Source organism: Paenibacillus sp. A3, from assembly GCF_001399685.1.
Taxonomy (GTDB): domain Bacteria; phylum Bacillota; class Bacilli; order Paenibacillales; family NBRC-103111; genus Paenibacillus_G.
In genome coordinates this window covers 23,283-46,445 of sequence record NZ_JTHN01000040.1, presented here as the reverse complement: position 1 = coordinate 46,445, position 23,163 = coordinate 23,283, and the positions used below count along the sequence as shown (strand labels likewise).

Below are 23,163 nucleotides of genomic sequence, written 5' to 3'. Positions count from 1 at the left end.
AAATCGAATTCGGTTCACCCATGAACCGACTCGCCGGTTCGTTCGCCTATAAGGTGTACGACCCAAAAAGAGGAGGAGCAAACCACAATGAAAAAAACAACCATTGCCGTATTAAGCGCAGCCGTATTATTAGGAGGACTCGCACCGCTGGCCGTTCGAGCCGATGCAACCGCCGTTTCCGCAAACCAAACCGCCGCAGTGCCAGTTGCGACGCAAGACGCAGAAACCTTCAAGTTGAACCCGGCCATCCAAAAGCAGTACCGCGGGGCCACGTTCACGTTGAAGTCGCTGTCGGCCTCTCCGGAGACGACCGAATTTGTCTTGGCCCGCCACGTCCCGGACGGGATTGCAAAAGAAGTCGATGAACAGCTCATGAAAATGAGTTATTTGGTCACGGACGACAACGGATGGATTTACGAATACCAAAAGGCTAAAGAGCAATTCCAAGAGCAGCCGGACGGCTCTTTCGTCCCCCACTATACCGAAAATGTGATGCCTTTGCAGGGGAAGCCCAAGGAACTGAACATTAGGCCGTATGTAGGAGGCTGGTACGACGATACAAGCACGATGTTCTCGGATAAAGCAAATGTGACCGCACCATTGACCGGCCAATATCCGCTGACGCTCGATCAAGGCAAAATCGGCAGCATGTCGGTAACCGGCGTGGACTTCGGCAAGGATAAAACCATTCTGAAACTGGCGATCGCCGGAGAAACGGCATCCGTTCAGAAGACGGGCACTTGGCTTGTACAAAACGGGAAACAGCTTGATGTGACCCGCACCGAATTAGTTGGAGTAAAGGACGGCGTCTACCAGTACGAGCTGGAATTTCCGGCCGTGGACCCGGCAGCACAGCTTGAGGTGCTGACCAAGCGCATGACGCCTGTGACGTTCCTGAAGGAACTGGAGATGAAGGTTCAGCTTCCGCAATAACGACAACAACCCGCGAGGAGGTTACGCTCCGCGCGGGTTGTTGTTATGCTGCTTCGTGAAAATGTTGGCGAGACCCCAATGAAAGCCACGGAACATTTACCTGATCGTCAACTATCCCTCATCGTCTCGACTGACGCCAAAGCAGATACAGAAAATAAGGGCCGCCGACGGCCGAAACGACCAGTCCGGCGGGAACTTCCACCGGCGGTACGAGCCCCCGGCCGAGCGCGTCTGCGACGAGAACGAGCAGCCCGCCCAGGAGAGCCGCCGTGGGGATCAAGATGCGATGACGCCCCCCTACAAGCTGCCTGGCGGCATGAGGCACGATCAGTCCGACGAACCCGATGGTGCCCACCACGGCTACGGCCGAACCGGTCAGCGCGACAGCCATCGCCAGCAGAGACGCCCGCAGAAGCTCGACTTTGACACCGAGTCCGAGGGCTACCGGGTCTCCGAGACGGATCACGTCCAGATGAACAGCCAGCAGCCAGGCGAGCGGAATAAGGAGCAGCATCCAAGGCAGCACTTGCAGCACCTGGTCCCATGACCTGCCCCACAAGCTTCCGCTGAGCCAAATAAGCGCCGTGTTCACGTTGGGCGTGGCCCGCGACACCAGCAGGTGAACGCCTGAGGAGCAAAACGCGCTGACGGCCACCCCCACGAGTGCCAGCCGGACGGGAGCGACGCCTCTGCGATAAGCAAGCAAATATACGGCAAATGCGGCGGCGATACCGCCGCCGAAGGCCGCTGCCATGAGCGCGGAAGGCGCAGACAGCGGAAACAGCAGCGTCACGACGACCGCAGCCAGCCCCGCGCCTCCCGTAATGCCAAGCGTATCGGGAGCGGCGAGCGGATTGCGCATGACGCCTTGGGCGATGACGCCGGCGACGGCCAGACCGGCACCGGCCAGCAGCGCGAGCGCGATGCGGGGCAGCCGGTAGTCGAAAATAATCGCAGCCGTATTCGGATCGCCTTGGCCGACGAGCGACGCCAGGATCGGCCCGATTCCAAGCTTCGCATCCCCGATGCCGATATTGGCGATGGCGAGAAGCAGGGTCGCGAGCGCCAGCAGGCCGAGGACGCCGGCGTTTCGCCGTCTGCCTGCCGCAACCGGAGCATGCTGTCGATTCATTCGGCATTCCCCTCCTTGCGCCTGCGACGGGCCAGATAAATAAAGAACGGCGTGCCGATCAGCGCCGTGACGACGCCCACCGGGGTCTCATACGGAAACAGCACGAAGCGGGAAGCGAGGTCCGCGAGCAGCAGCAGCACCGCCCCGAGCAGGGCGGACAGCGGGATCACCGCCCGGTAGTCCGCGCCGGTCAAGTAACGCACGATATGCGGTACCATCAGCCCGACAAAGCCGATCGGACCGGCGACGGCTACGGACACGCCGGCCAGCAAGATCACAACAAGCGTGATCAGGCTCCGGGTCTTCCATACGCGCTGGCCCAGTCCGCGGGCCATATCTTCGCCCAAGCTGAGGATGGAAGCGGAGCGTCCGAGCGCGAAGGCGGCAGCAAGCGCGGGAACGCCCCACCAGAGGAGCGTTTGGACGTGCTCCCACTTTCTCCCCGACACCGATCCCGCGAGCCAGAACAGCACGCTATCGGTTTTCGTTTCGTTGAAAATAAGCAGCGCCTGCGTTGCCGCCGACAGGATCGCTTGGATGGCCACCCCCGTCAGGGCCAGGTTGACCTCCATATGTGCTCCTTTAAAGGCGGAAGCCATCGCGAAGACGACGACCGCCGCTGCGGCTCCCCCTGCAAAAGCGGCAGCCACCGTATATCCGCCCGCCACAAACGGATACGTGACGGCCAGAAAGACGACCGCCACCGATGCCCCGGCGTTGATCCCGAAGACGCCCGGAGAAGCAAGCGGATTGCGCGTCACGGCTTGCATCAATGCGCCCGCAACGGCTAGATTCGCCCCGGCGAACGCCGTGACAACCGTGCGGGGAATCCGGATGTTCCGGATAATACTGTGCGTCCGCGACCCGTCATCGTGAAGCAGCGAGGCCAGAACGGACGATATCGGCATCGACGTTGAGCCGACGGCGACGGACAGCAAGAGCGCCGCCGCCAGCAGCATGAAACCGGCCGCCGCCACCAGAGCGATCCGAGCCGCGCGCCTGCGGAGCGCTTTGGTTTCCGTGAGCGGCTGTACGGAATAATCCACTAGTACCCGACCCCTTCGCTATCGAATCTGACGAACTCGTTCCAGAGAGCATCAGGCCGAGGTTATTTGGCTGCGAATAGCAGCTTATCCGCTTGGTCGATCATCACATTCGCCCCCTGCACACTGCGGCGGAGCGACCAGGCATACCGGTCCACTTCATATACCTGCTTGTTCTTCACCGCCTTGAGGTCCTTCCACAGCGGGTCTTTCTGAATGGGCCGGCCGCCCTCCTTGTCGCGCTTGTCGCTGTCGGCGGACATCAGCACGATCGTGTCGGGATCGATTTCGAGAAGCTGCTCCAATGTCAAATTGGCGTTCGTCGAGGTAGCCGCATATTTCGAAACATCCTTCAAAGCATACGTATACCCGAATTGCATCAGCAGCTGCGAGGTGAAAAATTCCGGGCTGCGCACGGCGATTTCGTTGTCCGTATTGCCGATGAGCAGCACGCTCGGCTTCCCTTGCGGCGCCTTGGCCTGCAGCGCTTTGAGCTTGGCCTTGTGGGCTTCGATCACCTTCTCCATCTCGCTGCGTTTCCCGACCGCCTCGGCGACCGTAAGCGCCGTCTTCAGCGTATCGTCGTAATTGGCGTTCAAGTTTTTCAAGGCGATCGTCGGCGCGATTTTGGACAATTCCGCATATACGTTTTTATGCCGGTCCGTGTCTGCGACAATCAGATCGGGCTGCAGTATCTTGATCTTCTCCAAGCTGGGCTGGGCGCGGGTGCCTACCGGGGTGTAGCCCTCGATTTTTTTCAGCACCTCGGCAGCGATCAGATTCGGTTTATTGTCGTCGGCGACGCCGGTCGGCTTCACGCCGACATCCAGCAGCGCGTCGATGAAGCCCAGCTCCAGCACGACAATCTTCTGCGGGGAGCTTGGAACCGGCGTTTCGCCTAGGTCATGCTTGATGGTTAGAGCGGCAGCGGAGCCTGCGTTTTTCGTCTCGGCCGATGCGGATTTCGTCTCTGTCGAAGCCGGTTTGGCTTCGGCCGACTTGTCCGGTGTGCCTTCTTTGGAGCAGCCGAACAGCAAGGCGCTGATCAAGGCGATAACAGCCAGCAGGAAAAGAGGCTTAAGAAGTTTCACGTTATGTATCCCCTTTGCATAGGTATGATATTCCGGTCGGCACTCATTATAGCAAATCGCCATTCCAGTGACAATGATAATCATTATCATAATTTTCCGCGACCTTTTATCCCCACCCTTCGTTCCCCCATTTTTTTTGAAGAAGGGTTTCCCCAGCAAATGCCGAATAATTTAAGAGAGAAGTCCGCACCCCTAAAATTCATTGAGTAAGGAGGAATTTCCCTTGAATTCAACCGCCCGCCTGGGCAAATCTCTGATGCTCTTATCCTTGGCGCTGATGCTCTGGTGTATCGGTCTTACGCTTCCCGTACCCCAAGCCCAAGCGTCCTCCTATTCTTACGAGGCGGCTCCCAAAGGAATCGTCGGCGTCACCAAGCCGAATCTCACGTTTTATTTCGATACCGATTTGGCCTTTGCGCCCTCGTCTTACACCATGACGCTGAACGGGCAGAGCGTGCCTGCCAGTTACGACCATGACAAAGGGACGTTCGCGTATACGCCCGACAAAGATCTCGCGCCCGGAAATTACAACGTGCAAATGTCGATCACCTATCCCGGCTATAAGCCTATCGAGCAATCGTGGTCGTTTACCATAGCGAAAGACGCGGTCAGCCGCTTTGAGGCTCCTACCCCGGAGGACCAGACTGGGCTCGCCGCCATAAACGACTACCGGGTGCTGTACGGACTCCCCCAGCTTCAAATGAACGAGCGGCTTTTCGCTATGGCGAAGGCGCATGCGAAATATTTGGATACCAACAAAATCGCCCAAAGCGAAAAAAGCCAAGAGAGCCTGCATGATCAGAACCCGAACAAAACCGGATTTTTCGGCCAATCGCCGCTGGAGCGCGCCGCTTACTACGGGTATTCGGCCAAGCTCGGGGAAGACGCCGCGTATCACGTGGGATCGATCGGCGAGACGGTCGACGTGCTGTTTGACGCGCCGTACCACCGTTCTCCGTTCTTGAACCCGGATGCCAAAGAAGTCGGTATTGCCAAAGTGGGGGATTACACGATCATCGAATTCGGCTTCGGAACGAGCGACTCCTCGCCCATCGTCGTCTCGCCGGCGGACGGGGAACGGTATGTGCCAACGTCCTTTGACGGGAACGAAGCTCCAGACCCGCTGCGTATGCATACGAGCGGCAAATACCCTGTCGGCTACCCGATCATGGCTCAATATTTCGGCGAGAATGTGGACAAAATCAAGCTGCTGAGCGCCGAACTGACCGATAATGCCAAGCAGAAGATCGACTTGTTTACGAATTCGCCCGAAAACGATGACAAATTGACCAATGCCGTCATTATGCTGCCGCGCAAGCCTCTGCAAGCGGATCAGACTTATCTCGTCAAGCTGAGCCTGCAGGTGACCAAAAAAGACGGCACCACGACCACCGAGTCGAAAGAATGGAATTTCACGACGGAACCGGTGCCGCAGCTCGGAAAAACGAAGCTGCACCGGAATGCGTCCGATTACCTCAAGCAGGCGGTCACCGTCCTGCCGATTCAGCGTAAAGCAAGCTTCGGGCTGGACGACAGCAGCTATTCGGTCGACGGCGTCTCCTTCCCGATGCAGCGGACGCCGGTCATCGTCGACGGCTCCTCGTACTTGTATATCCGCGACTTGGCCGCGGCGCTCGGAGCGAACGTGGAATGGGACGAGCAGCAGCGCGCAGCCGTGTATACGAAAGGAACGCTTAAGGTCACGCTGCACACGACGAAAAACGCGTACGAAGTGAACGGCGACCTGCGGCAAACCGATACGCCTGCCCGGCTGGTCGGCGATAACACGATGGTCCCGGTGCGACTGCTGGCCGAAGTGCTGGGGGCTAAGGTAGATTACGCCGAAGCCACTCGGACGGTCATGATTACTTACTGATAGGGGCGGCCCTGTCAGAACCGGACCCATCCATGCAAAAGACACCGCATCCTGCCACAGCAGGAGCGGTGCCTTTTTTTTCATGCGCATTCTATTCGTCTTCGTCTCCGCTATCCCCTCCGCCGTCATCGTCATCGGAAGCGCGGGAAGTGCGGGAGGAGCCGGAAGAACCGGAAGAACCGAAGAAGCCCGAGCTTGAGCTTGAAGCGCTTGCCCGGCGTGCCGCCGCTTCTCTTCTTTCTTCGTCGATTTCCCGCTGATACAGCCGTTTCATCTCGCCTACGATTCTATCGATATCATGGCATTCATTGACAGCTTCGATGTAACGGCCTCCGGCAATATGGCCTTCTACGCGCTGAATAACAGATGTATAAGGACCTTCGAACCTTCGAATCTCGATCCTGGATCTTACCTTGGCGCGTGTAGAGCGGTAGCTCGATTGCGCTCGATTGAGCGCTTTCTCCGCCTGCCGTTTCTGATCCAGCCTCTGATTGACGGTTCCGGCAAACTCATTCGCGAGATCGGTTAAGCGGACAACGTGCTGCTCAATCGCTCCGAGACGATAAGGCGGGACGAACAGCCGCTGATTCAGCTCGTTATTTAACGAATCCGCCCTTGCGAGCATCATGTCGATCTGGTCTGCCCCGAGGAAGCGCAGGCTGTTTTGCTTCACCAGCTTCACTGCCGCGTCAAGCGCCGACCGCGCCTGCTCCTGCCTGCTTTTCAAGCTGCCGTAGCCCCGGTCCAACTGCTCGATGGCGCTGCGGCAATTCCGCTGCATCTCCTCGGCCTCGCGAAGCCGTGCAAGCATGTCGTCCAAGGAGCTTCGGGCGGTATCGTAATCCTGGTGCTCTTCGTCGGATTGCCGTTTCACCTCGGGCAACTGCTGTTCCATCTGCTTCACATGCCGATCGATTATCCCGTAACGACTCCACATGTCCTGCCAATGCTCTTGAGCATAGCATTGGCGCGTTCTCGCAAGCGCCGGCGCGAGCGCCGCGTCCGTTGTCCGGTATTCCCACAGCTTCTTCTGCACATGCTGAATGTCTTTCGGGTTCTTCCGCCGGAACGCCGCATGCCGCTGCGTCATCTCGACTGCAGCCTTTAAAAGGCTGCTGACTTGCGCGGCGGTAGTTCTGACTTGTTCAAGGTTGCCGGCCTTGAGCTCTTCCAGCATGTCCTCGGATAGCCTCCGGGCGTCGGCAAGGCTCCCGTAAGGATCGATATGAAGCAAATTCAGACGATGCTCTTCCACGAGCTTCTTCACTTTGGCCTTAGCTTGGTCCAGTCGGCCCGGGAAAGCCCGGTATTCGTTCAAATAGACACCAATGTCCTTCACGTCCCGACTGATGCTTTGCAGCCGGGCTTCGGCTTGCGACGCGATCCGCTGCGCTCCGACCGGGTCGGGCCGCGATGTATCGGACGCTTGCTGCAGCTCCTGCCGAAGCCGCTCCAGCTCTTCGTACGTTTGGTTCAGCGGAAACGCAAGCTCCGCCGTCCGGGTCTTCGCCTCAGCTTCTACGGCGGCGCGCTGATCGGCAAGCCGCTGAAACCGCGGCGACAGGGCTTGGGCCGCTTCCAGAACGCGGCGGACCTCGGCACGAACCTCCTTGAAGGACGCCCTCAGCCGTTTGAGTTCGCCCTTCGAATCACGGATAAACCGCGAGAGCTTAATGAAGCGGAGAAAGAAAATCTTCGTCTCCATTAACACAGTCAACCGCCGACTGACGGCCACCGTCAGATTCGCCAACCGTTCGTCCGCCTGCTTCACGATCGATTTGGTGTTCCCCTCTGCATTCCCTTCGTAAGGTCTTAATTTCTCCGCTGCGCTCATCACGTTCACCAGCAGCCGCTGCGCCCTGCGGCGAAGCCATCCGATCCTCAGCTTGTAGACAAGTCCGCATCCGAGCACAACAAGTAAAACCGGTACAGTAACCAGTACCAGGAAGAACGTGCCGGCGGAGATGGTAATCTTCCCCGAATGCGGGGCATCCGCCGGAGCAGGAACTGCAGCCGGCGGCTCCTGCGGCTTCTCTGCGGGCGGCTGCACCGCCTGAGCAGGCTCGGCCGGAGCGTTCTCCGAAAGCACGCCGCCTGCAGGAACCGGGTCGGCCAGCGCGTTCTGGTGGATCAGCAAACCTAGCGCCAGTATGACGCCGAGTAGTATTTTTTTCATCCTTCCACCTCATCCGTATCGGTGCTTTTAGGAAGATTATACTAGAAACGGCGGCCGGCCAACATCCTTTTTGTCGGATTATGGCACTTTTAGAGTAACAAAAAAGGCACCCGAAGGCGCCTTGTCTTTAGTTCAAGTTTTATGGCTCTACCCGACCGGCTTACCGCTCATCCCTTGCCGGAGCGTTCATCCACGTTCACGTCGAGAATGTCCAGCAGGAAGACGAATACCGGAATCCCGATAATGAGCCCCCATACCCCGAAATAATGCTCGGAGAAGATGAGGATGATGAACGTGTAGAACATCGGAAGATTCGTTTTGGACGACATCAGCTTCGGGTTCAGGAAGTATCCTTCCAGGAAGTGCAGGATGGTAATCATCACGATCACATAAACGACCATCAGCAGGCCGCCCAGCGTGTAGCCGATAATGCAAAGCGGAATAAGCGAAATAATAACGCCCGCCACTGGAATCAAGCTGAGCAGGAACACCATGATCGACAGCGCGAATAAATACGGATAACCCAGTATCCATAACCCGATCATCGTAAAAATCGTATTAAACACGGCGATCAGCAGCTGCGCTTCGATCACCTTGCCGAAGGAAAGCACGAACTTCCGACCGAAATACTCCAGCTCGTTATAGAGCCACGCGATTCTGCTCGTTTGAAATTTGGAGGTAAACCGGACGATGCGGTTCTTTTCCAGGATGAAGAAGAGGCTGAGCAGCAGCGCGAAAATAAACGTCGTTCCCCAGTTGCTAATCTTGAGCACATATTCGAAGCCTTGCTTCACATAAGATTGCAGGTTCAATTCCTTCAAGATGCCCGCGATCCATCTGGACAGCTCGTCATCCGGCTGAGGCGAGTTCATCAGTGTAAACACGACGTCGTACAGCTGCTTGATTTGGACGATAACCTTAGGCAGATTGTAAGCAATCGCCCAGCCCAACAGGCTGCAAATGATCAAATACAGCAAGATCACGACCGTCTTGCTGTTGATCCGGATGACGCGGTTCAACTGTGCCGTGACATACCCTTGCAGACGGTACATGATGAAGGTGAACAGGAAGGTCAGCAGCACCAAATTCAGCATATCCCGAATTTGGAACAGCAAAAAGCAAAGTATGAGCAATATGGCGAATCGTCTTACCGTCAGATTGGAAAACATCGTTTTAAGCCATTCCATACATCTAATCTCCTGTCGCCGCCGGAATAAGGAATAAAACTTCCCATGCAGTATACGAAGCAAAGGGAGCGAAAGTTTCAGGGAAACGCACCCGATTCGACATAAATATTTCAAAAGGCAACAAGAGACAGCATGGGAACGTGTCCCGCTGTCTGGGTATCGCTGCTGCTAGAACCGGATTTTTTTCGCCAAATCGTTAATCGGCTTCACGTCTCCGGCTTGCACCGATCCGGTAAAATATTTGTCCGCCTTGCCGAGCCGGACGCTCCGGGCGTCGGCAGCCAGCAGATCGCCGGTCGATTGAAAATAGTAATAGGTCGTATCCAAGCCTTGGAATACCGCGGCCCCGGTCAATGCTTTCTTGCCGGCATACAGCTCGGCGTCGGCCGCTTTGTACGTTACCTCCTTCACCTGATCGTCCATATAGATCACGATGAAATTTTTGTACATTTCCATGGGATTGTTGTTCACTTCGTCCTCGCCTTGGAAGAAAGGCGTGCCGAGGACGGCTTTCACCTGGGCGCGGCTCTGGCCCAGAGCCAAACCGCCCACCGATACGGTCCCTTGATCCGCCTTCACAGCCGCCGTGTCGAACCGCTTGCCGTATTTGCCGTTCTTCTCGAACAGACGGTCGATGATGACCGCCGACTCCGCGCGCGTGACCTTCTCCTTCAGCGCCAGGTCTCCGCCGCTGCGGCCCTGCAGAATGCCCGCGTCCTTGGCGATGGAAGCCGCCTTCGCCTCGTCTACCTCCTTGAACCGCAGGGAAGTATCGAGCAGCCGGGCAACGATCCGGGCGATATCGAGCCGCGTAATCGGTCGGTCGAGCGCCTCCTTGGACAGCGAGCCGTCTACGAACCCTTTGCTTTTCTGCGCTTCGTTCACGTACGGCTCCCACCATTGTTCGGACGGCGCGCCCGGCCGATAGGCCGGATTGTCGGTCATCACGATCATTTTGACGAACTGCGCCCAGGTGACGCTGCTCTCCGGATCGAACCGGTCCTCGGATACCCCGTCGACGACCTGCATCTGATACGCGTTAATAATGCTATTCTGTGCCCAAGTGACGTTATCGATATCTTGGAACAGCCAGTGGGCTTGCGTGCCCGAGGAGAAAGAACCCCATAAGATCCCGCAGCCGGCCAACGTGATAATCGCCTTCTTCAAAGGTTTCATTAGCTTTTATCGTCCTTTTTTCGTTTTTTATTCAGTTTTGTTGTTTATTCCGCCCCCGAGTGCTGCTTCGCTGCCTGGAATGCGGCATCGATCCGGCCCCGGAGCCCGCTCCAGAACTCGCCGATATTTCGCTTCGGGTCGCCGATGAGACTCTCGCCTTTTTTGCCGGGATGGTAGATGACGTCCTTGTTCCGGTTGATCTCCTCCAGGTAATCCTGCACAATCTGCGCCGTCTTCGTATCCGGGTGCTGCTTCACCAACTGCTCGTAGCTGCGCTTGACCGCCGGAAGCAGCTTCATCGTGCTTTCATCGATGGAATCGTACCGGTATCCATGAATGTACTGCTCCATATAATCGACATACAGCGCTTTGATTTCGGTCCTTCGATGGCCGGAGGGGTAGCCCGTCAAGTAATTCTCCGCCTGCAGGATGCGATCCGCAAGCTCGCTGCGTCCGATCAGCAGACGGCCGTCGTCGAAGAACGTCTTGTTCGACTCCGCCGCCCGGATGGCGAGGTAAGCCTTCACATCGTCGGACGCGAAAGAAGCGTACGCTTTCTTCAAAGCCTCATAGTCAATTTTCCAATAAAAATCGCCTTCGCCGCTCATGTCCAGCGCAAGCTTCCCTTCGGTTTGCCGCAGGAGCCACTGCTTCAGCGTGTCGTCGTTTTGGATTTTATTGAAATCGAGAGGAAACCCGAGCTCGCGCAGCTTCTCGGCCGTTCCCGGCTGCTCCAGCATCCGCTTGAAATTGGCGTTCACGCCCGGCAGCAGTTGATCGTAATACTGCTCCAGCCGCAGCAGCATTCTGTCCGCCGTCTTCACGTCGGCCTTCTTCAAGTTGGCGTCCAGAAACGCCGTGATTTCCCGGGCTTCCTTCGCCCCAGAAGCGTTCATGTCCAGCTGCTTCAGCAAGTCCTTGCCGCGAACCGGTTCCGAACCGGGCGTCCCCGGCTGCGGGGAAATTGGCTGCCCTTGCGGCTCCTTCACGGTCAACGAGTTGTCGCCGCTTCCGCACCCCGTCATGACCGTCACAGCAAGCAGCGCCTGAACGGCCATCTTTCCAGCACGTTTCAACATCTGTACTCCACCTCATGTTGTTTTCTCTACGATTTCAAATCATACACCATGGTAAAGGCGTCTTCACCGGACTTTCCGGTCACCCGCTCGGCGACCAACAGCCGGCGGCCGAGGTCTTTGCGGCGCTCCAGCTTCCGGCACAGCTCGAAGCCGCTTAATCGGGGCATCATGACGTCGAGCACCAGCGCATGCGGGCGGAACGTCTAAGCACTCTGAAGTCCATGCGCCGCCTCCTCCCGGGCCGGTTTTACAAAAAAGAGAAGCCCGAACGACGCACAATCGGGCTCCTCTTCCATAGATGATGAGAGTACTTAAATGATAGCATTCCGGACTTCCACTTTCAACTGTTTCGGAGCGTGCCAAACCGGTCAAATATGTTTCCCGTGCTTGCGCAAGTACCGCTCGATATCGTTGTACATCCCGCCCTGATTGGCGTATTTGACGTAGTTTTTAGCCGTCCGCAGCCAGTCCAGCGTCGAGGGCTGCACCTCCGCCAGCGCTTCCTCCATATCCCGCATCCGGACCGGACGCTCGACGCCGGTTTCGAGAATTTCAATCAGCACCTGCTCTACCGCACGCTCGCACACGTTCGCGATGTCCGCGCCGGAGAAAAATTCCGTCGCCTTCGCCAGCTTGGCCGTGTCCAGCTTCTCGGCATACCGACCCTGCATCTGCAGCGCGAACATGTGCTGCCGCGCCTCCACATCGGGAGGCTCGACGAAGACGAGACGGTCGAACCGGCCGGGACGCTTCAGCGCGTTGTCGACGTCCCACGGCATATTGGTCGCGCCGATGATCAGCAGGTGGTCCGTATCGCTGTCGATGCCGTCCATCTCGTGCAGAAACGTATCGACCAAGCCTCTCGTGAGCGAGGACGACTTGGAACGGTTGAAGCCGATGGCGTCGACTTCGTCGAAAAACATGACGCTAGGCCGCTGCGCCCGCGCTTTATCGAACATTTCCTTCAGATTGCGTTCGCTTATCCCGATGTACGGGTCTAAAATATCCGTAATGTGAACCGTAATAAACTTCGCCCGGCATTCTCCCGCGGTCGCCCGGGCCATATAGGTCTTCCCGCAGCCAGGCGGTCCGTACAGCAGCACGCCGCCCCCCGTCTTCTTCCGAAACTTGGCGAACAAGCCTTGATTGAAAAACGGGCTGATGATCTTCATCTGGATCGTTTTCTTCAAGTCCTTGAGGCCCGCCACGTGCTCGAACGTAATGACCGGAACGTCGGCTTTCCGCTCGGGAGCCGGTTCCTTGCCGCCGGCCACCACCTGCAGGCCCGGGTGGACCTTCGGACGGAACGCCGTCGACTGCCTGCCCGGAACGCTGGGGAAATTCGCCGCGTCCGCCTCGTCTTCGTCCGGGCCGTCTTCCTCCGGCTTCGGCTCCCCGAACAGCTCGTCCTGCCAGTCCGCACGCTCCTCGGACAGGTCCCCGCGCTCCGTGACCTCCGGCCCCCGGCCGGGAAAGAGCTCCGTCACGGTGCCGTCGCCGGAAGTGTCCGGCCGGTCGTCGGCCCAAAACTCCGCCGCCCCCGCCTTCTCCGGTGACGGAGCGCTTGCCGCCGCGCTCTGCTGCAGCCGAGCCGTCACCTGGGACAACGCGGCGACGATTTCGCCGCGCAGGGCGTCGTCCTGGGCATACGTCAAGCCCTTGGAGAACGCCTGAATCGCATCAAGCCAGCGCTCCGCGGCCTCGTATTCCTTGCCGAGCCAGAACCAGGTCTGCGCATCCTCCGGCTGCTTCTGTGTCATTTGCTCCAGCCAATTTATCTTATCCATACGCTACCCTCGGATTCTCGTTAATAATTTCGCCAGCGGCTTGGCCGTCCACGAATAGATCAAGTATGTAAAATACAGAACAAGCAGCACGATCGTCGCCTGCTCCCACCCGAGCGCCCGGGTCCCCAGCATCGCGCCGAGGCCGACCACGTAGACGACCATGGGCCCGCCGATTTTTTCGACCAGCCGCAGCGGGACGAGCACCGGATGCCGCCCCCAATCCAGTTCCTCCAGCAGCGCCGCAAGCTCCTTATTCGTCGGGTCGAGCAGGAACGCTTGCCGGAAATGGTCGCGGGCGTCGGTCAGGCGGTCGCGGTACAAGGCATCCAGCCCGAGATGCACCTCGATGGCGATCTGGTCGCCTGATACCTGCATCAACCGCTCCAGCGATTGGATTTGCTGCAAACGGCTGTCCTTCGTCAGCGCGAACATGTAATGGGAACGCACCACGTAATCGTCCTCCGGGTCCAGTTCAAGCGCCTTCCGCATCAATTGCTCCGCCTTGTCGTTATGCCCCGTCTCCCTCATGAGCATCGCATAAGACGCATGAACCCGCGCGCTCTCGGGGTTATCGCTCAGCGCATCCAAATACGCCCGCTCCGCCTCCACCCAGCGCTTCGTCTTGGTGTAGACGTCTCCGAGCCATTCGAATACCGCTTCTTTATCGTAACCGAGCACCAGAGCTTCCTGCAGATTCTCCTCCGCTTCGCGATAGCGCTCCAGAGAATAGAAGCAGACGCCGAGATAAAAATAATACTTCGGCTGGCCGGGATGATCGGCCAATCCTTCCTTCACCAGCTCGATCACTTTGGCGTAGCGCCGCATACCCAAATAATGGTCGATTTTCGAATCCAACGCCCTGCTTGCTCTCTCGTCCACGAACCGCAGCCCCCCAGCCTTAAAGTGCGATCAACAGCACGATCGAAACGATCTCGATCCCGGCGGAAATCAGGCACCATACGATCCCGCTTTTCTTGAGCGGTTCGCTCTCTCCGACGGTCAGCATATGCTGCCGGTACGGCTGGCGCAGCGCCAGATAGTACCCGCCGAACAGCAGCAGCTCCGCGGCCCGGGCGATATATTTTACATAAACGCGCTCCAGCTCGATCATGTGATGAAAATAAGCGTAGTAGAACCCCATTTTGCCAAGATACAGCAGGGCAGCCACGAGGATGAAGCCCCTTAGGACGTTTGGATTCACATGCAGCCAGCGGCCGGTCCGGTTCGCCAGCACGGTAAGCGCAATGACGCCTCCGAAAAACGCGACATAAAACAAATTGCCGATATCGTAGGATTTGGTGCGGCGTATCGTTTCCTGCGACAAACTGGCTTCGTACAAACTCACTTCGAATGCCCCCATCGTTCGTTCTTGGTTTACGTGTGTTTCTCTTACCAATATCGGCTGGCGGCTTACAAAAATTTACCCGAATTTTGCAGAGGCTCGCCGTCTGCGTTTACTCCGCTAATGCCCGATTGGCCAGCCGCTCCAGCGCGACATCGTCCATCGGCGGATTGTGCAGCCCGGCACGGACGTCGCGGTACATTCGCTCCAGCGGCAGCTTGCGGGACAAGCTCGCGCCGCCTACGATGCGCATCGCGGTATCGACGATCCGGATCGCATGGTTCGTCGCGACGAACTTGACCAGCCCGAGCTCCGGTTTCAGGGCAGGCCGTCCGGCCTCATCCCGGTCCCACCGGTCCGCCATCGCATACAGCAGCGTGCGGGCCGTGATCAGGTCCGCCTCCATCTGGCCGATCTGCTGGCGGATGTGGGGGAGCTCCGCGATCGGTCCGGGCAAGCTGTTCGGCCGGTAATCCCGGGCGAAGCCGACGGCAAAGTCCCTTGCCGCATGAGCGATGCCGATATAGCAGGCGGGAATGTGAAGCAGCCAGCCGTCGCCGTCGTCGACACGCGGTCTGCCCGAGTCCGAGCGGCCAAGCAGCTCGTCCTCCGGCACGAAAGCATGCTCCAGCACGAGGTCGTGGCTGCCCGTCGCCCGCATGCCGATCGTATCCCACGTCTCTTCCACCCGGATGCCAGGACCCCGCCGGACGAAAAACACGCCGGTCGCGTCCTCCCCTTCGATTCCAGCCGTTACCGTAAAATGGTTCAGCGCCGGGCTCAAGGTGCTGTAGGTTTTGCGTCCGCTCAGCAGCCAGCCGCCTTCGGTCCGGACCGCCGTCGTCTGCGGCTTGCCGCCCCGGCTCGGACTGCCGGTCGCCGGCTCCGTCCCGAAGTGGTTGATCATCGCCCCCTCGCGCACCACCTCGCCGCAAAACCGGGCGAACAACGCTTCCGGCCACAACCGGGCACAGCGGAAATGAAGCATCTGCCCAACATGCCAGCCGACCGCCAGCGCCGTCGAACCGTCACCGCGCGCCAAACGCTCCTGGGCCAGCACGAGCTCATAGAGCGAAATCCCATCGCCCCCGTACTCCTGCGGCACGGTTAGCCGAAGGTAACCGCTTTGCCTCAGATCGGCGAAATTGTCAAACGGGAAGCTCCCTTCCCGGTCATGCTCCGGCGCCCGCTGCGCGAAGCGCGCCGCCAATCGGTCCGCCAGCGCGGCAAGTTCAGCCTCACGCTCGCTGCGGATGAACATATCCGAAGGTTGATTTGGGTTCACCTGATGCACACCCCTTTTTACCATTATTCACATGAGAATAATATGCTTTGAGACCGGGTCAGCTTACGGATTTTCTGCGAATGCCCGTCCCGGCTTCTATTCTCCATTATAGTTGGATTTATTTGGATGTCATAGCTGGGCGTTAAACTTTCTTGCCCGCATACGAGAACGGGACGATTGCAATCTTTTATGAGCTCCGGGCGCAAGGAGCGCATAGCCGAAGATACCCGTGACGACGAGCAGCACGCCGAATCGGAGGGTACCACTGCGGACCGTCCGGTTTTCCGTCCGGGAACAGACGAAAGGCCGCCCCATGGCAAAATCTGCTTGCCGGGACAGCCTCTTCTCTTATGTGCCATTTCTTTCTCTAACAAAGGTAATGAAGTCTACGTTCACAGGCTCCGCGCCGCCCGCTCTGAGCATGGCATTGATTTGGCCGCGGTGGTACTGTCCGTGCAGAGCCACGTGAGTCAAAATATCCCCGACCGAATTGTGGAACACTTTGCCGGACTGATTGCCGTAACGAAAAACGCGGTCCCATTCGGCAACGGTCAGGCCCGCCAAATAAGCGGTGTAATCTTCATGATTCCGCTCGGCCGTCCGGCCGCAGAAGTCCAGGTCGGCTTCGGGCCAGACCGTCAGCGCCGAGCTGTCCTTGCCCTGCAGCCGAGTCAGCCAAATCCGCTCCGCCTGCAAGATATGAGCAAAAAGTCCAACCAGCTTCGGATGGCTGCCGGCCTCCCCGCTTCTCAATTTTTCCAAGATCCGAAGATTGGCCCAGTTCAAATGCTCGAACAGCTTTAGAATGTTTTGCATGAATCCCACCCCTTATACGAGAAATTGGAGTTCTTGCCTTGCCGCCCCGCTCAATGAGCGGGAACCGGCTGCGGCGCTTCCTTGCGCGCCGGGTACGGATAGGGCTGCGGCGGCTTGCCGTATACCGTTTGCGACGGGAATTTGTCCAGCGTGACCACATACGGATGATTGTAGACGATTCGCAAGTGATGCTCGGCGTTGACCTTCCCGTCCATCAGAAATTTGCCGTTCCACGTGTTGAAATACATCCAGCCGACCTTATTTTTTTTGAGCTGCCGGGGGTCCGGGATCGGGCCGTTCTCCAAATAGGCGACCAGCTTCTTCCCGCTGGTCATATTCACGAGCGTATCGTACACGCTGAGCAGCGGGCTGTAATCGCCGTCCTTGATATACCGGTCCACCCCGATAATATCGACTTTGTCGTCGCCGGGGTACCAGTCCTTCGAATGGATCGTATCGGACGTCGTCCATACCCAAATCAGGTTATCCAGCCCGTGGTAGCCGGTAAACCGGTCGAACATCAGATTGTACAGCCGCTTCGCGGTTTCCGGCCCCTTGGCTCCCCACCAGAACCAGCCTCCCTCCGCCTCGTGCAGCGGACGCCAGACGACCGGGATGCCCGCCTGCTTGAAGCGGAGAAGCTTCTCCGCCATCTCGTCGAGGTCCCGAAGCAGCAAGCGGTGCTCTTCCGTGCCCGGCGTCACGGCTCTCGCCGCGTCGAAGGTCGTCTTGGAAGCGAAAAACTCATGTCCCCCCATCGGCGCCGGCCAATGCCATTCCACGGACACGATCCCGCCGTACTTCGCCCACTCCAGCGCATTGTCGCCAAAATCCGTCGCGGTAAACCCGGCCATGACCGGCAGCTTCCCCGTCACGCGGTAAATATAGTCCATCTCCTCGGAGGAGGTGTGCTGCTGGCCGGACAATATGTTTTTCCCGTAGCGGGATGTCATATAGTTCATCAGAGCCTGCGCTTCGCGCGAGGGCTTCGGCGTGGCAAGCTTGGGCACTACCTCAGCGATTGCGGGCCGCGGCTGCATGGCTCCGAGCCGAATGTAATCGACATCGAAGTAGCCCCAGTAGGTGGAAATACGGATCTCATTCTCGCCTTCCTCCAGCTGCACCTGACCGAAATCGGTCTCCGTAAACGCTTCCGTCTGTGGAAACAGCTTCTCCCCCGCCGTGCTGCCGTTCACTTCCACATAGTTCGTCTTATCGCCAAACGGCGACGCGTATCCGATCTTGAGCGGGTAGAACCCGTCCGCCTCCACGTTCACCGTAAACCGCACGGCTTCCCCTGCACGCTCGAAGCCCGTGACATAGCCCGTCCCGGAGAACCCGGGCCGTACGGCCGCTATAGCCGTCCCCTCCGTCCGGGCGTCCTCCGCCTCATGCAGCATATCGGGGGGCGCGGCGGCCGCTGCCCCGCTTTCTTTGCCGGCTGCGCCATGCCACAAGCTCAGCGCCAGCGCGGCGGCGATACTCATTTTGCCCGCACACGGAATTGCCGTCCATCGCATCTGGGACCCCTCCTGAACTTTCCATACTATGAGCTTAGCTTGGAAACAGTCGGGGCGCAACGAAAAAAATAATCGTTCCAATTCTAAAATTTGATTAATTTTTTATTTATTGCACACATGGCTATCATTTTGTTTCCTGGCAGCACCGATATAATAACCATGCTTTCGGCCACTGCCGCAAGACGACATAAATTGGGCTCGAACTTACAACCGGGAGGAACTTGCATGCTAAAAAAGTGGGTCAATGCTTCAATCCGTATCAAATTAACCGTATTATTACTGGTGCTTTCTTTATTTCCCTTGCTGTGCAGCACCATCTTTCTGACCAATTATTTGACAGCGGAAATTAAAGAAGAGACCCGCGACAAAGAGAGAAGCCTGGCCTCATCCAATGTGGGATATATGGATTATTGGGTACGCAAGCGAACGGAACTCGTACAAGAGATGATCACAAAAAATCCGGTCCTCAAATCGGGCAATATCGAAGCGATCAAACCGGTGCTGAAGGCGTTCGGGGAAATCGACAGCGAGGTCGAATACTATTCCTACGTGGACGTCAACGGAGGCAGCTACAGCCCGGACGGCGGCGTCAGTCAAATCACCGACCGCGATTACTTCAAGCAGGCTCGTGAAACCAAGAAGCCTGCGATCAGCGACATGATCGTGAGCCGCAAATCCGGGAAAAACGTTATCATTTTGAACGTGCCCATATTGAACGATAAGGGCGAATTTACCGGGGCGATTTCCGCCGTGCTCAACTCCGAGATTTTGTCCGGACTGACGTCGAACATCAAATTCGGGGATACCGGCTTCGGCTTCCTGGTGACCTCCTACGGCACGGTCGTTACATTCCCCGATAAGGCGGCCGTCGGCAAAAAAGTCGAGGAGGCATTCACCGCAGAGCAAGCGGCGGCGTTCCGGTCGGACATCTTGGTCAACGAGAACGGTATGGTGACCTTCGCAGCCTCGGACGGCGAAAATATCGCCGCGTACGATACCGTGCCTTCTACGGGATGGAAAATTATCACGGTCGCTCCGACAGCTGAAGTATACGAAGGAATTAACAAGTCGAGGGTGCTCTCCTGGATTTTAATCGCCGTTTTCGTAGTCATCAACACGTTCCTGGCGCTGCTCATCTCCAGAGCCAATACGAAGCCGATCGTGCTTCTGTCCAAGCTCCTTGAGCGGATTGGTACAGGCGATTTCACAACGAGACTCCCGGTCAAGTCGAAGGACGAAATCGGTCAGCTGTCTCACAACATGAATACGATGCTGACTTCGATCGGAGGCATGGTCCAGCAAGCTCATGCGACCGCCGAGCACGTCGCGGCTTCCTCCGAGGAGCTGAACGCGATTGCGGATCAATCGGTCGAAACCTCGAATCACGTCGCCGGGGCGATACAGCAAGTCGTCAACGGCTCGGAGGCGCAGGCCACCGCTGCGGAACAGACGTCGAAGGCGATGGAGGAAATGGCCGTCGGCGTGCAGAGAATCGCCGAATCCTCTTCCAACGTCTCGGAGCTGTCCTTCGCCTCGGCACAGGAAGCGCGGGAAGGAAACCAGCTCGTCACTTCGGCGATTCGCCAGATGAAGTCGATTCAAGATTCGGTCGGACAGACGGCATCCGATTTGGCGGCGCTCAACGAACTGTCCCAAAAAATCGGCAACATCGTCGAAGTCATCGCGGATATCTCGAATCAAACGCAGCTTTTGTCGCTCAACGCCTCCATCGAGGCGGCGCGTGCCGGGGAGCACGGGCGGGGCTTCGCCGTCGTCGGCAATGAAGTCAAGAAGCTGGCGGAGCAGGCGAAGCAATCCGCCGACGATATTGCCAGCCTGGTGAAAGAGGTGCAGGGCTCGACCCGTGCGGCCGTGACCTCGATGAATCAAGGGGTTACCGACGTCGGTCAAGGCTCCAAGCTGATCACCGAAGCGGGGTCGCTGTTCCAAAACATTTACGCGTCCGTACAAAGCATTTCGGAGCAAATTCAGGAAATTTCCGCCGCTTCCGAGCAAATGTCAGCAGGAACGGAGGAAGTCAGCGCTTCGATGACCGAGCTGGTCACCATCTCGCAAGCTTCCCTGCAGAACGCGCAGGAAATTTTGGCTGCTTCCGAGCAGCAGCTTGCTTCAATGGAGGAAATCTCGTCTTCCTCCAAATCGCTGAGCTCGATGTCGCAGGAGCTCAACGAAGAGCTGCTGAAGTTCAAGGTATAAAACGGCAAAATCGGCAGATCCAAGGGCCTTCCTGGAGCAGCCGATTTTTTTTTATTTTAGGTTCGATGGTCGTTTTCTTTCGCAAGGGTTCTGAAATGTTATTTTTCTTGAATTCCCGAAGCTGCCGCTGCTCGACCCGGCCGCCACCGTTCCGTCACGTCATTACTGCTTATTTCATGTCGTAAACATTTCTTTTAGTACGCGATAGGCCCGTTTTTGATCGACTTCTTGCTGCTCCTGCAGCAGTAACACGGTGCGCCATATCCATTCTTGATTTTTCAGGTGATCGAACTGATCATGGTTAAAAAGGGCGAATACGCTAATATGTAAGGCTTCCGCTATTTTTTCAAGTGTTGCGAGCTGTACGTTTTGCTCCCCGCGTTCCAGACGACCGATATAAGTTCCGTGGGAGTCCAGCGCTTCTGCTAGTTGTTCTTGAGTTAATCCTTTAAGATTGCGGAAATGCCGAATTTGTTCTCCTATCATTTTGGCAAGGTTCATGTCCAGTTTCGTCACCTCTCTTTACATAGAAGTGTAGACCAATGTATCTGCATGATTGGAGGCAATTTAAAATTCATTATCGATATATTTAATTGAACTTTTAAATTCTATTCGATATACTTTTTTCCATAATCCCTATATTTCTACCTACAAAAATGAACTCTGCCTAGGGTAAACCTCAGCAAGAAGAGAATTTTTTGACGTTTTATGCAATTCAAGTCGAGGGGGGGATATGGGGGCAGATCCTCGGTAAAATGTGTCTCAGGCCTACTTGCTTAGAATGAAAACTGAGACTGGATGTTCTTTGTTCCATATAGAAATTTTTTGCTTATTTTTAAATAATTGCTTTATAATTACCAAATGGTATATTATGGAAAGACCATTTTACGTTTTTGTGGGAGGTAATTTTGGTGCAGGTTGTCGCTCGTTGTTTGCGCTCCGAGATTGAACACCAGCTAAAACTACATGGCTATAGTCTTACGAAGTTAGCTGAATTAACTCGTATCCCCGTCGGAAATTTAAGCAGGATTTTGAGTTTGAACGAAACTTCCCGATCGATGACCATTGGCCAGCTCGACACTTTGGCCATGGTTTTTAATCAAGCCCCTGGCTGGCTCTATGAACTATATCCTGATGAATGCTACTCGGAAGAGCGGTTATCGCGAAAACGGTTGGTTCCGTACCTGGTTCGATGTGCCGAGATCGGCCGGTACGATTGCATTGAACCGATCGTCTCTAAGATGCTGGATAATCCAAAAAATGTATCGATTCTTTTTGCTGTTGCGGAAAGGCTGTTTCAAAATGAGTGGGCAAATGAATCCGCCTATTTTTACAATCTAGTGATCGACAGCGAAAAAGATTGCTTTTCTGAACCATTCGTGATTAGTCAGTACCGGTTATTTTTGATCTCGCAGGGGACGAATGCCGAAGAAAATCAAGAAGCCGTTGTACGCTTCGCTCCTTATCGTAAACGTTTGCCTGAAAATCTTCAGCTCGATGGTTTAACAAAGCTTGTGAAAGTTTGTTTTACGTTGCAGAAATGGGACAAGGTTGAGCAATATGCGGACGAGCTGAGAGAGCTTGCCGAAACTCAATATGAGCTACAAAAGCGCGGCTATTCCTCTGAATCTTTATTTGAACGTCCTTTAGTGTACTATTACGGGATGGGAAGTTTGCTTAAAGGGGTTGCCTTGGAACGGCAAGAGCTGTACGAAGCTGCTGCCGAGTATGTCCGAAAATATGCCGATTTGGGATGGTTTGAATCCCTTGATGATGCGGGAAAAAAAGTAGTTGAAGATTTTAAAGTCTTCGCGAAGGCAAACTCCTATACGCTTGATGTGCTGATGGGAAAGGAAACTGTTCTCGCCGATTATGCGGCCTATCTGGCTGATCACCCTGACGAAATTTTACCCGGCTTAGTAACGATTTTGAAGTCGGTTAATCAATACGGTTTTTGTATCGATAAGGTATTGTTACTGTTCTCCGATCAGATCGACCTCTTCGATAATTTCCAAGACATGATTGGAATGGATCAGCACGTCCGATTCAGGTATCATAAAGCGCTATATGAATTTTCCAAGGAGAGGTTTAAAGAAGGGATCGAGGAAACTTTATACTGTTTGGTTTTAGCATATAGGATGAGGCGATACGAGGACTGTTTCCGTTGTTCTGCCTTGTTTGAAAAACACAGAAAATACGCAACAGGGGAACAAATTCAGCGCTTTCAAGCTATTATGATAGGAGGGGAGGAGGTGTATTGAGATGAAAGGCGTTTTCTTTGCTGTACTCGTCGTAGCTGCATTATTTAGCGGTTTTAGTACTGCCGAAGAAGTAGGGCATAAAGTTGCTGATGAACACGGCGTGGGTTACCTTGCTACATTGGATGAGCACGGCGTAGGTTATTAAAGCAAGTGATTACATCACCTTAGAAAACAGCACCCTCAAAGCATTTCCGGGTCATTTCCGGAAATGCTTTTTTATCAAAAAAACCAAAAACCTTATT

20 protein-coding genes are annotated in these 23,163 nt (G+C 56.1%); 5 read left to right on the top strand and 15 right to left on the bottom strand.

Annotated features, from left to right (window positions below; genetic code table 11):
• Positions 1 to 87 precede the first annotated feature (87 nt).
• A complete protein-coding gene (locus tag QJ48_RS05765) occupies positions 88 to 933 on the top strand; it encodes a DUF5643 domain-containing protein (protein WP_054972692.1) in 846 nt (281 codons plus the stop codon).
• A gap of 118 nt (positions 934 to 1,051) precedes the next feature.
• Here the strand turns inward: QJ48_RS05765 and QJ48_RS05760 are convergent, their stop codons facing one another.
• The 3 genes from QJ48_RS05760 to QJ48_RS05750 form a co-directional block, all read right to left on the bottom strand.
• Entirely contained in the window at positions 1,052 to 2,065 is a 1,014-nt protein-coding gene (locus tag QJ48_RS05760) for an iron ABC transporter permease (protein WP_054972691.1), read from the bottom strand.
• Entirely contained in the window at positions 2,062 to 3,024 is a 963-nt protein-coding gene (locus tag QJ48_RS05755) for an iron ABC transporter permease (protein WP_157261532.1), read from the bottom strand. The genes QJ48_RS05760 and QJ48_RS05755 overlap by 4 nt, the downstream gene beginning before the upstream one ends.
• A 149-nt stretch (positions 3,025 to 3,173) precedes the next feature.
• Positions 3,174 to 4,199: an ABC transporter substrate-binding protein gene (locus QJ48_RS05750; RefSeq protein ID WP_054972689.1), complete on the bottom strand. Its 1,026-nt coding sequence runs from the start codon at positions 4,197 to 4,199 to the stop codon at positions 3,174 to 3,176.
• Positions 4,200 to 4,422: 223 nt separating this feature from the next.
• Here QJ48_RS05750 and QJ48_RS05745 point away from each other — a divergent pair, with 223 nt between their 5' ends.
• Positions 4,423 to 6,075, top strand: a complete 1,653-nt coding sequence (locus QJ48_RS05745; protein WP_054972688.1) for a stalk domain-containing protein — start codon at positions 4,423 to 4,425, stop codon at positions 6,073 to 6,075.
• Between the two features lie 91 nt (positions 6,076 to 6,166).
• On the opposite strand, the gene QJ48_RS05740 is transcribed toward QJ48_RS05745, so the two are convergent.
• The 11 genes from QJ48_RS05740 to QJ48_RS05695 all read right to left on the bottom strand — a co-directional run bounded on the left by QJ48_RS05740 (position 6,167) and on the right by QJ48_RS05695 (position 18,443).
• Positions 6,167 to 8,251, bottom strand: a complete 2,085-nt coding sequence (locus QJ48_RS05740; protein WP_054972687.1) for a septation ring formation regulator EzrA — start codon at positions 8,249 to 8,251, stop codon at positions 6,167 to 6,169.
• Positions 8,252 to 8,418: 167 nt separating this feature from the next.
• A complete protein-coding gene (locus tag QJ48_RS05735) occupies positions 8,419 to 9,438 on the bottom strand; it encodes an AI-2E family transporter (protein ID WP_054972686.1) in 1,020 nt (339 codons plus the stop codon).
• A gap of 168 nt (positions 9,439 to 9,606) precedes the next feature.
• Positions 9,607 to 10,614 (bottom strand): S-layer homology domain-containing protein, encoded by a 1,008-nt coding sequence (locus QJ48_RS05730; protein WP_054972685.1) that lies wholly within the window; start codon positions 10,612 to 10,614, stop codon positions 9,607 to 9,609.
• Between the two features lie 44 nt (positions 10,615 to 10,658).
• Positions 10,659 to 11,693 carry a hypothetical protein gene (locus QJ48_RS05725; RefSeq protein ID WP_054972684.1) on the bottom strand — a complete coding sequence of 345 codons (1,035 nt, stop codon included), beginning with the start codon at positions 11,691 to 11,693 and terminating at the stop codon, positions 10,659 to 10,661.
• Between the two features lie 26 nt (positions 11,694 to 11,719).
• Positions 11,720 to 11,863, bottom strand: coding sequence for a hypothetical protein (locus tag QJ48_RS39345; RefSeq protein ID WP_157261531.1), 144 nt, complete (start codon positions 11,861 to 11,863; stop codon positions 11,720 to 11,722).
• Positions 11,864 to 12,061: 198 nt separating this feature from the next.
• Complete coding sequence (locus QJ48_RS05720; protein WP_054972683.1) at positions 12,062 to 13,480, bottom strand: ATP-binding protein; 1,419 nt, start codon at positions 13,478 to 13,480, stop codon at positions 12,062 to 12,064.
• Between the two features lie 3 nt (positions 13,481 to 13,483).
• A complete protein-coding gene (locus tag QJ48_RS05715; protein WP_054972682.1) occupies positions 13,484 to 14,359 on the bottom strand; it encodes a tetratricopeptide repeat protein in 876 nt (291 codons plus the stop codon).
• A 19-nt stretch (positions 14,360 to 14,378) separates the two neighbouring features.
• Positions 14,379 to 14,825 carry a hypothetical protein gene (locus QJ48_RS05710; RefSeq protein WP_010493105.1) on the bottom strand — a complete coding sequence of 149 codons (447 nt, stop codon included), beginning with the start codon at positions 14,823 to 14,825 and terminating at the stop codon, positions 14,379 to 14,381.
• Positions 14,826 to 14,934: 109 nt separating this feature from the next.
• Complete coding sequence (locus tag QJ48_RS05705; protein WP_237762820.1) at positions 14,935 to 16,107, bottom strand: acyl-CoA dehydrogenase family protein; 1,173 nt, start codon at positions 16,105 to 16,107, stop codon at positions 14,935 to 14,937.
• Between the two features lie 348 nt (positions 16,108 to 16,455).
• Positions 16,456 to 16,923 (bottom strand): DinB family protein, encoded by a 468-nt coding sequence (locus tag QJ48_RS05700; RefSeq protein WP_054972680.1) that lies wholly within the window; start codon positions 16,921 to 16,923, stop codon positions 16,456 to 16,458.
• A gap of 50 nt (positions 16,924 to 16,973) precedes the next feature.
• A complete protein-coding gene (locus tag QJ48_RS05695) occupies positions 16,974 to 18,443 on the bottom strand; it encodes a glycosyl hydrolase (protein WP_054972679.1) in 1,470 nt (489 codons plus the stop codon).
• Positions 18,444 to 18,668: 225 nt separating this feature from the next.
• Between QJ48_RS05695 and QJ48_RS05690 the strand changes: the two genes are divergently transcribed.
• On the top strand, positions 18,669 to 20,660 hold the full coding sequence (locus QJ48_RS05690) for a methyl-accepting chemotaxis protein (protein ID WP_054972678.1): 1,992 nt from the start codon (positions 18,669 to 18,671) through the stop codon (positions 20,658 to 20,660).
• Positions 20,661 to 20,834: 174 nt separating this feature from the next.
• Here QJ48_RS05690 and QJ48_RS05685 read toward each other — a convergent pair whose 3' ends face one another.
• Complete coding sequence (locus QJ48_RS05685; protein ID WP_025845022.1) at positions 20,835 to 21,161, bottom strand: helix-turn-helix domain-containing protein; 327 nt, start codon at positions 21,159 to 21,161, stop codon at positions 20,835 to 20,837.
• A 410-nt stretch (positions 21,162 to 21,571) separates the two neighbouring features.
• Between QJ48_RS05685 and QJ48_RS05680 the strand changes: the two genes are divergently transcribed.
• Both QJ48_RS05680 and QJ48_RS36690 read left to right on the top strand, forming a co-directional pair.
• A complete protein-coding gene (locus tag QJ48_RS05680; protein ID WP_054972677.1) occupies positions 21,572 to 22,921 on the top strand; it encodes a helix-turn-helix transcriptional regulator in 1,350 nt (449 codons plus the stop codon).
• A gap of 1 nt (position 22,922) precedes the next feature.
• Positions 22,923 to 23,066 carry a hypothetical protein gene (locus tag QJ48_RS36690; protein ID WP_157261529.1) on the top strand — a complete coding sequence of 48 codons (144 nt, stop codon included), beginning with the start codon at positions 22,923 to 22,925 and terminating at the stop codon, positions 23,064 to 23,066.
• The last annotated feature ends 97 nt before the right edge of the window (positions 23,067 to 23,163 follow it).

Coding starts and splice junctions, on each gene's coding strand:
- QJ48_RS05765 (WP_054972692.1), top strand. CDS start 88: ATGAAAAAAACAACCATTGCCGTATTAAGCGCAGCCGTATTATTAGGA.
- QJ48_RS05760 (WP_054972691.1), bottom strand. CDS start 2,065: ATGAATCGACAGCATGCTCCGGTTGCGGCAGGCAGACGGCGAAACGCC.
- QJ48_RS05755 (WP_157261532.1), bottom strand. CDS start 3,024: ATGCTGCTGGCGGCGGCGCTCTTGCTGTCCGTCGCCGTCGGCTCAACG.
- QJ48_RS05740 (WP_054972687.1), bottom strand. CDS start 8,251: ATGAAAAAAATACTACTCGGCGTCATACTGGCGCTAGGTTTGCTGATC.
- QJ48_RS05735 (WP_054972686.1), bottom strand. CDS start 9,438: ATGGAATGGCTTAAAACGATGTTTTCCAATCTGACGGTAAGACGATTC.
- QJ48_RS05730 (WP_054972685.1), bottom strand. CDS start 10,614: ATGAAACCTTTGAAGAAGGCGATTATCACGTTGGCCGGCTGCGGGATC.
- QJ48_RS05725 (WP_054972684.1), bottom strand. CDS start 11,693: ATGTTGAAACGTGCTGGAAAGATGGCCGTTCAGGCGCTGCTTGCTGTG.
- QJ48_RS39345 (WP_157261531.1), bottom strand. CDS start 11,863: ATGATGCCCCGATTAAGCGGCTTCGAGCTGTGCCGGAAGCTGGAGCGC.
- QJ48_RS05720 (WP_054972683.1), bottom strand. CDS start 13,480: ATGGATAAGATAAATTGGCTGGAGCAAATGACACAGAAGCAGCCGGAG.
- QJ48_RS05700 (WP_054972680.1), bottom strand. CDS start 16,923: ATGCAAAACATTCTAAAGCTGTTCGAGCATTTGAACTGGGCCAATCTT.
- QJ48_RS05695 (WP_054972679.1), bottom strand. CDS start 18,443: ATGCGATGGACGGCAATTCCGTGTGCGGGCAAAATGAGTATCGCCGCC.
- QJ48_RS05690 (WP_054972678.1), top strand. CDS start 18,669: ATGCTAAAAAAGTGGGTCAATGCTTCAATCCGTATCAAATTAACCGTA.
- QJ48_RS05685 (WP_025845022.1), bottom strand. CDS start 21,161: ATGAACCTTGCCAAAATGATAGGAGAACAAATTCGGCATTTCCGCAAT.
- QJ48_RS36690 (WP_157261529.1), top strand. CDS start 22,923: ATGAAAGGCGTTTTCTTTGCTGTACTCGTCGTAGCTGCATTATTTAGC.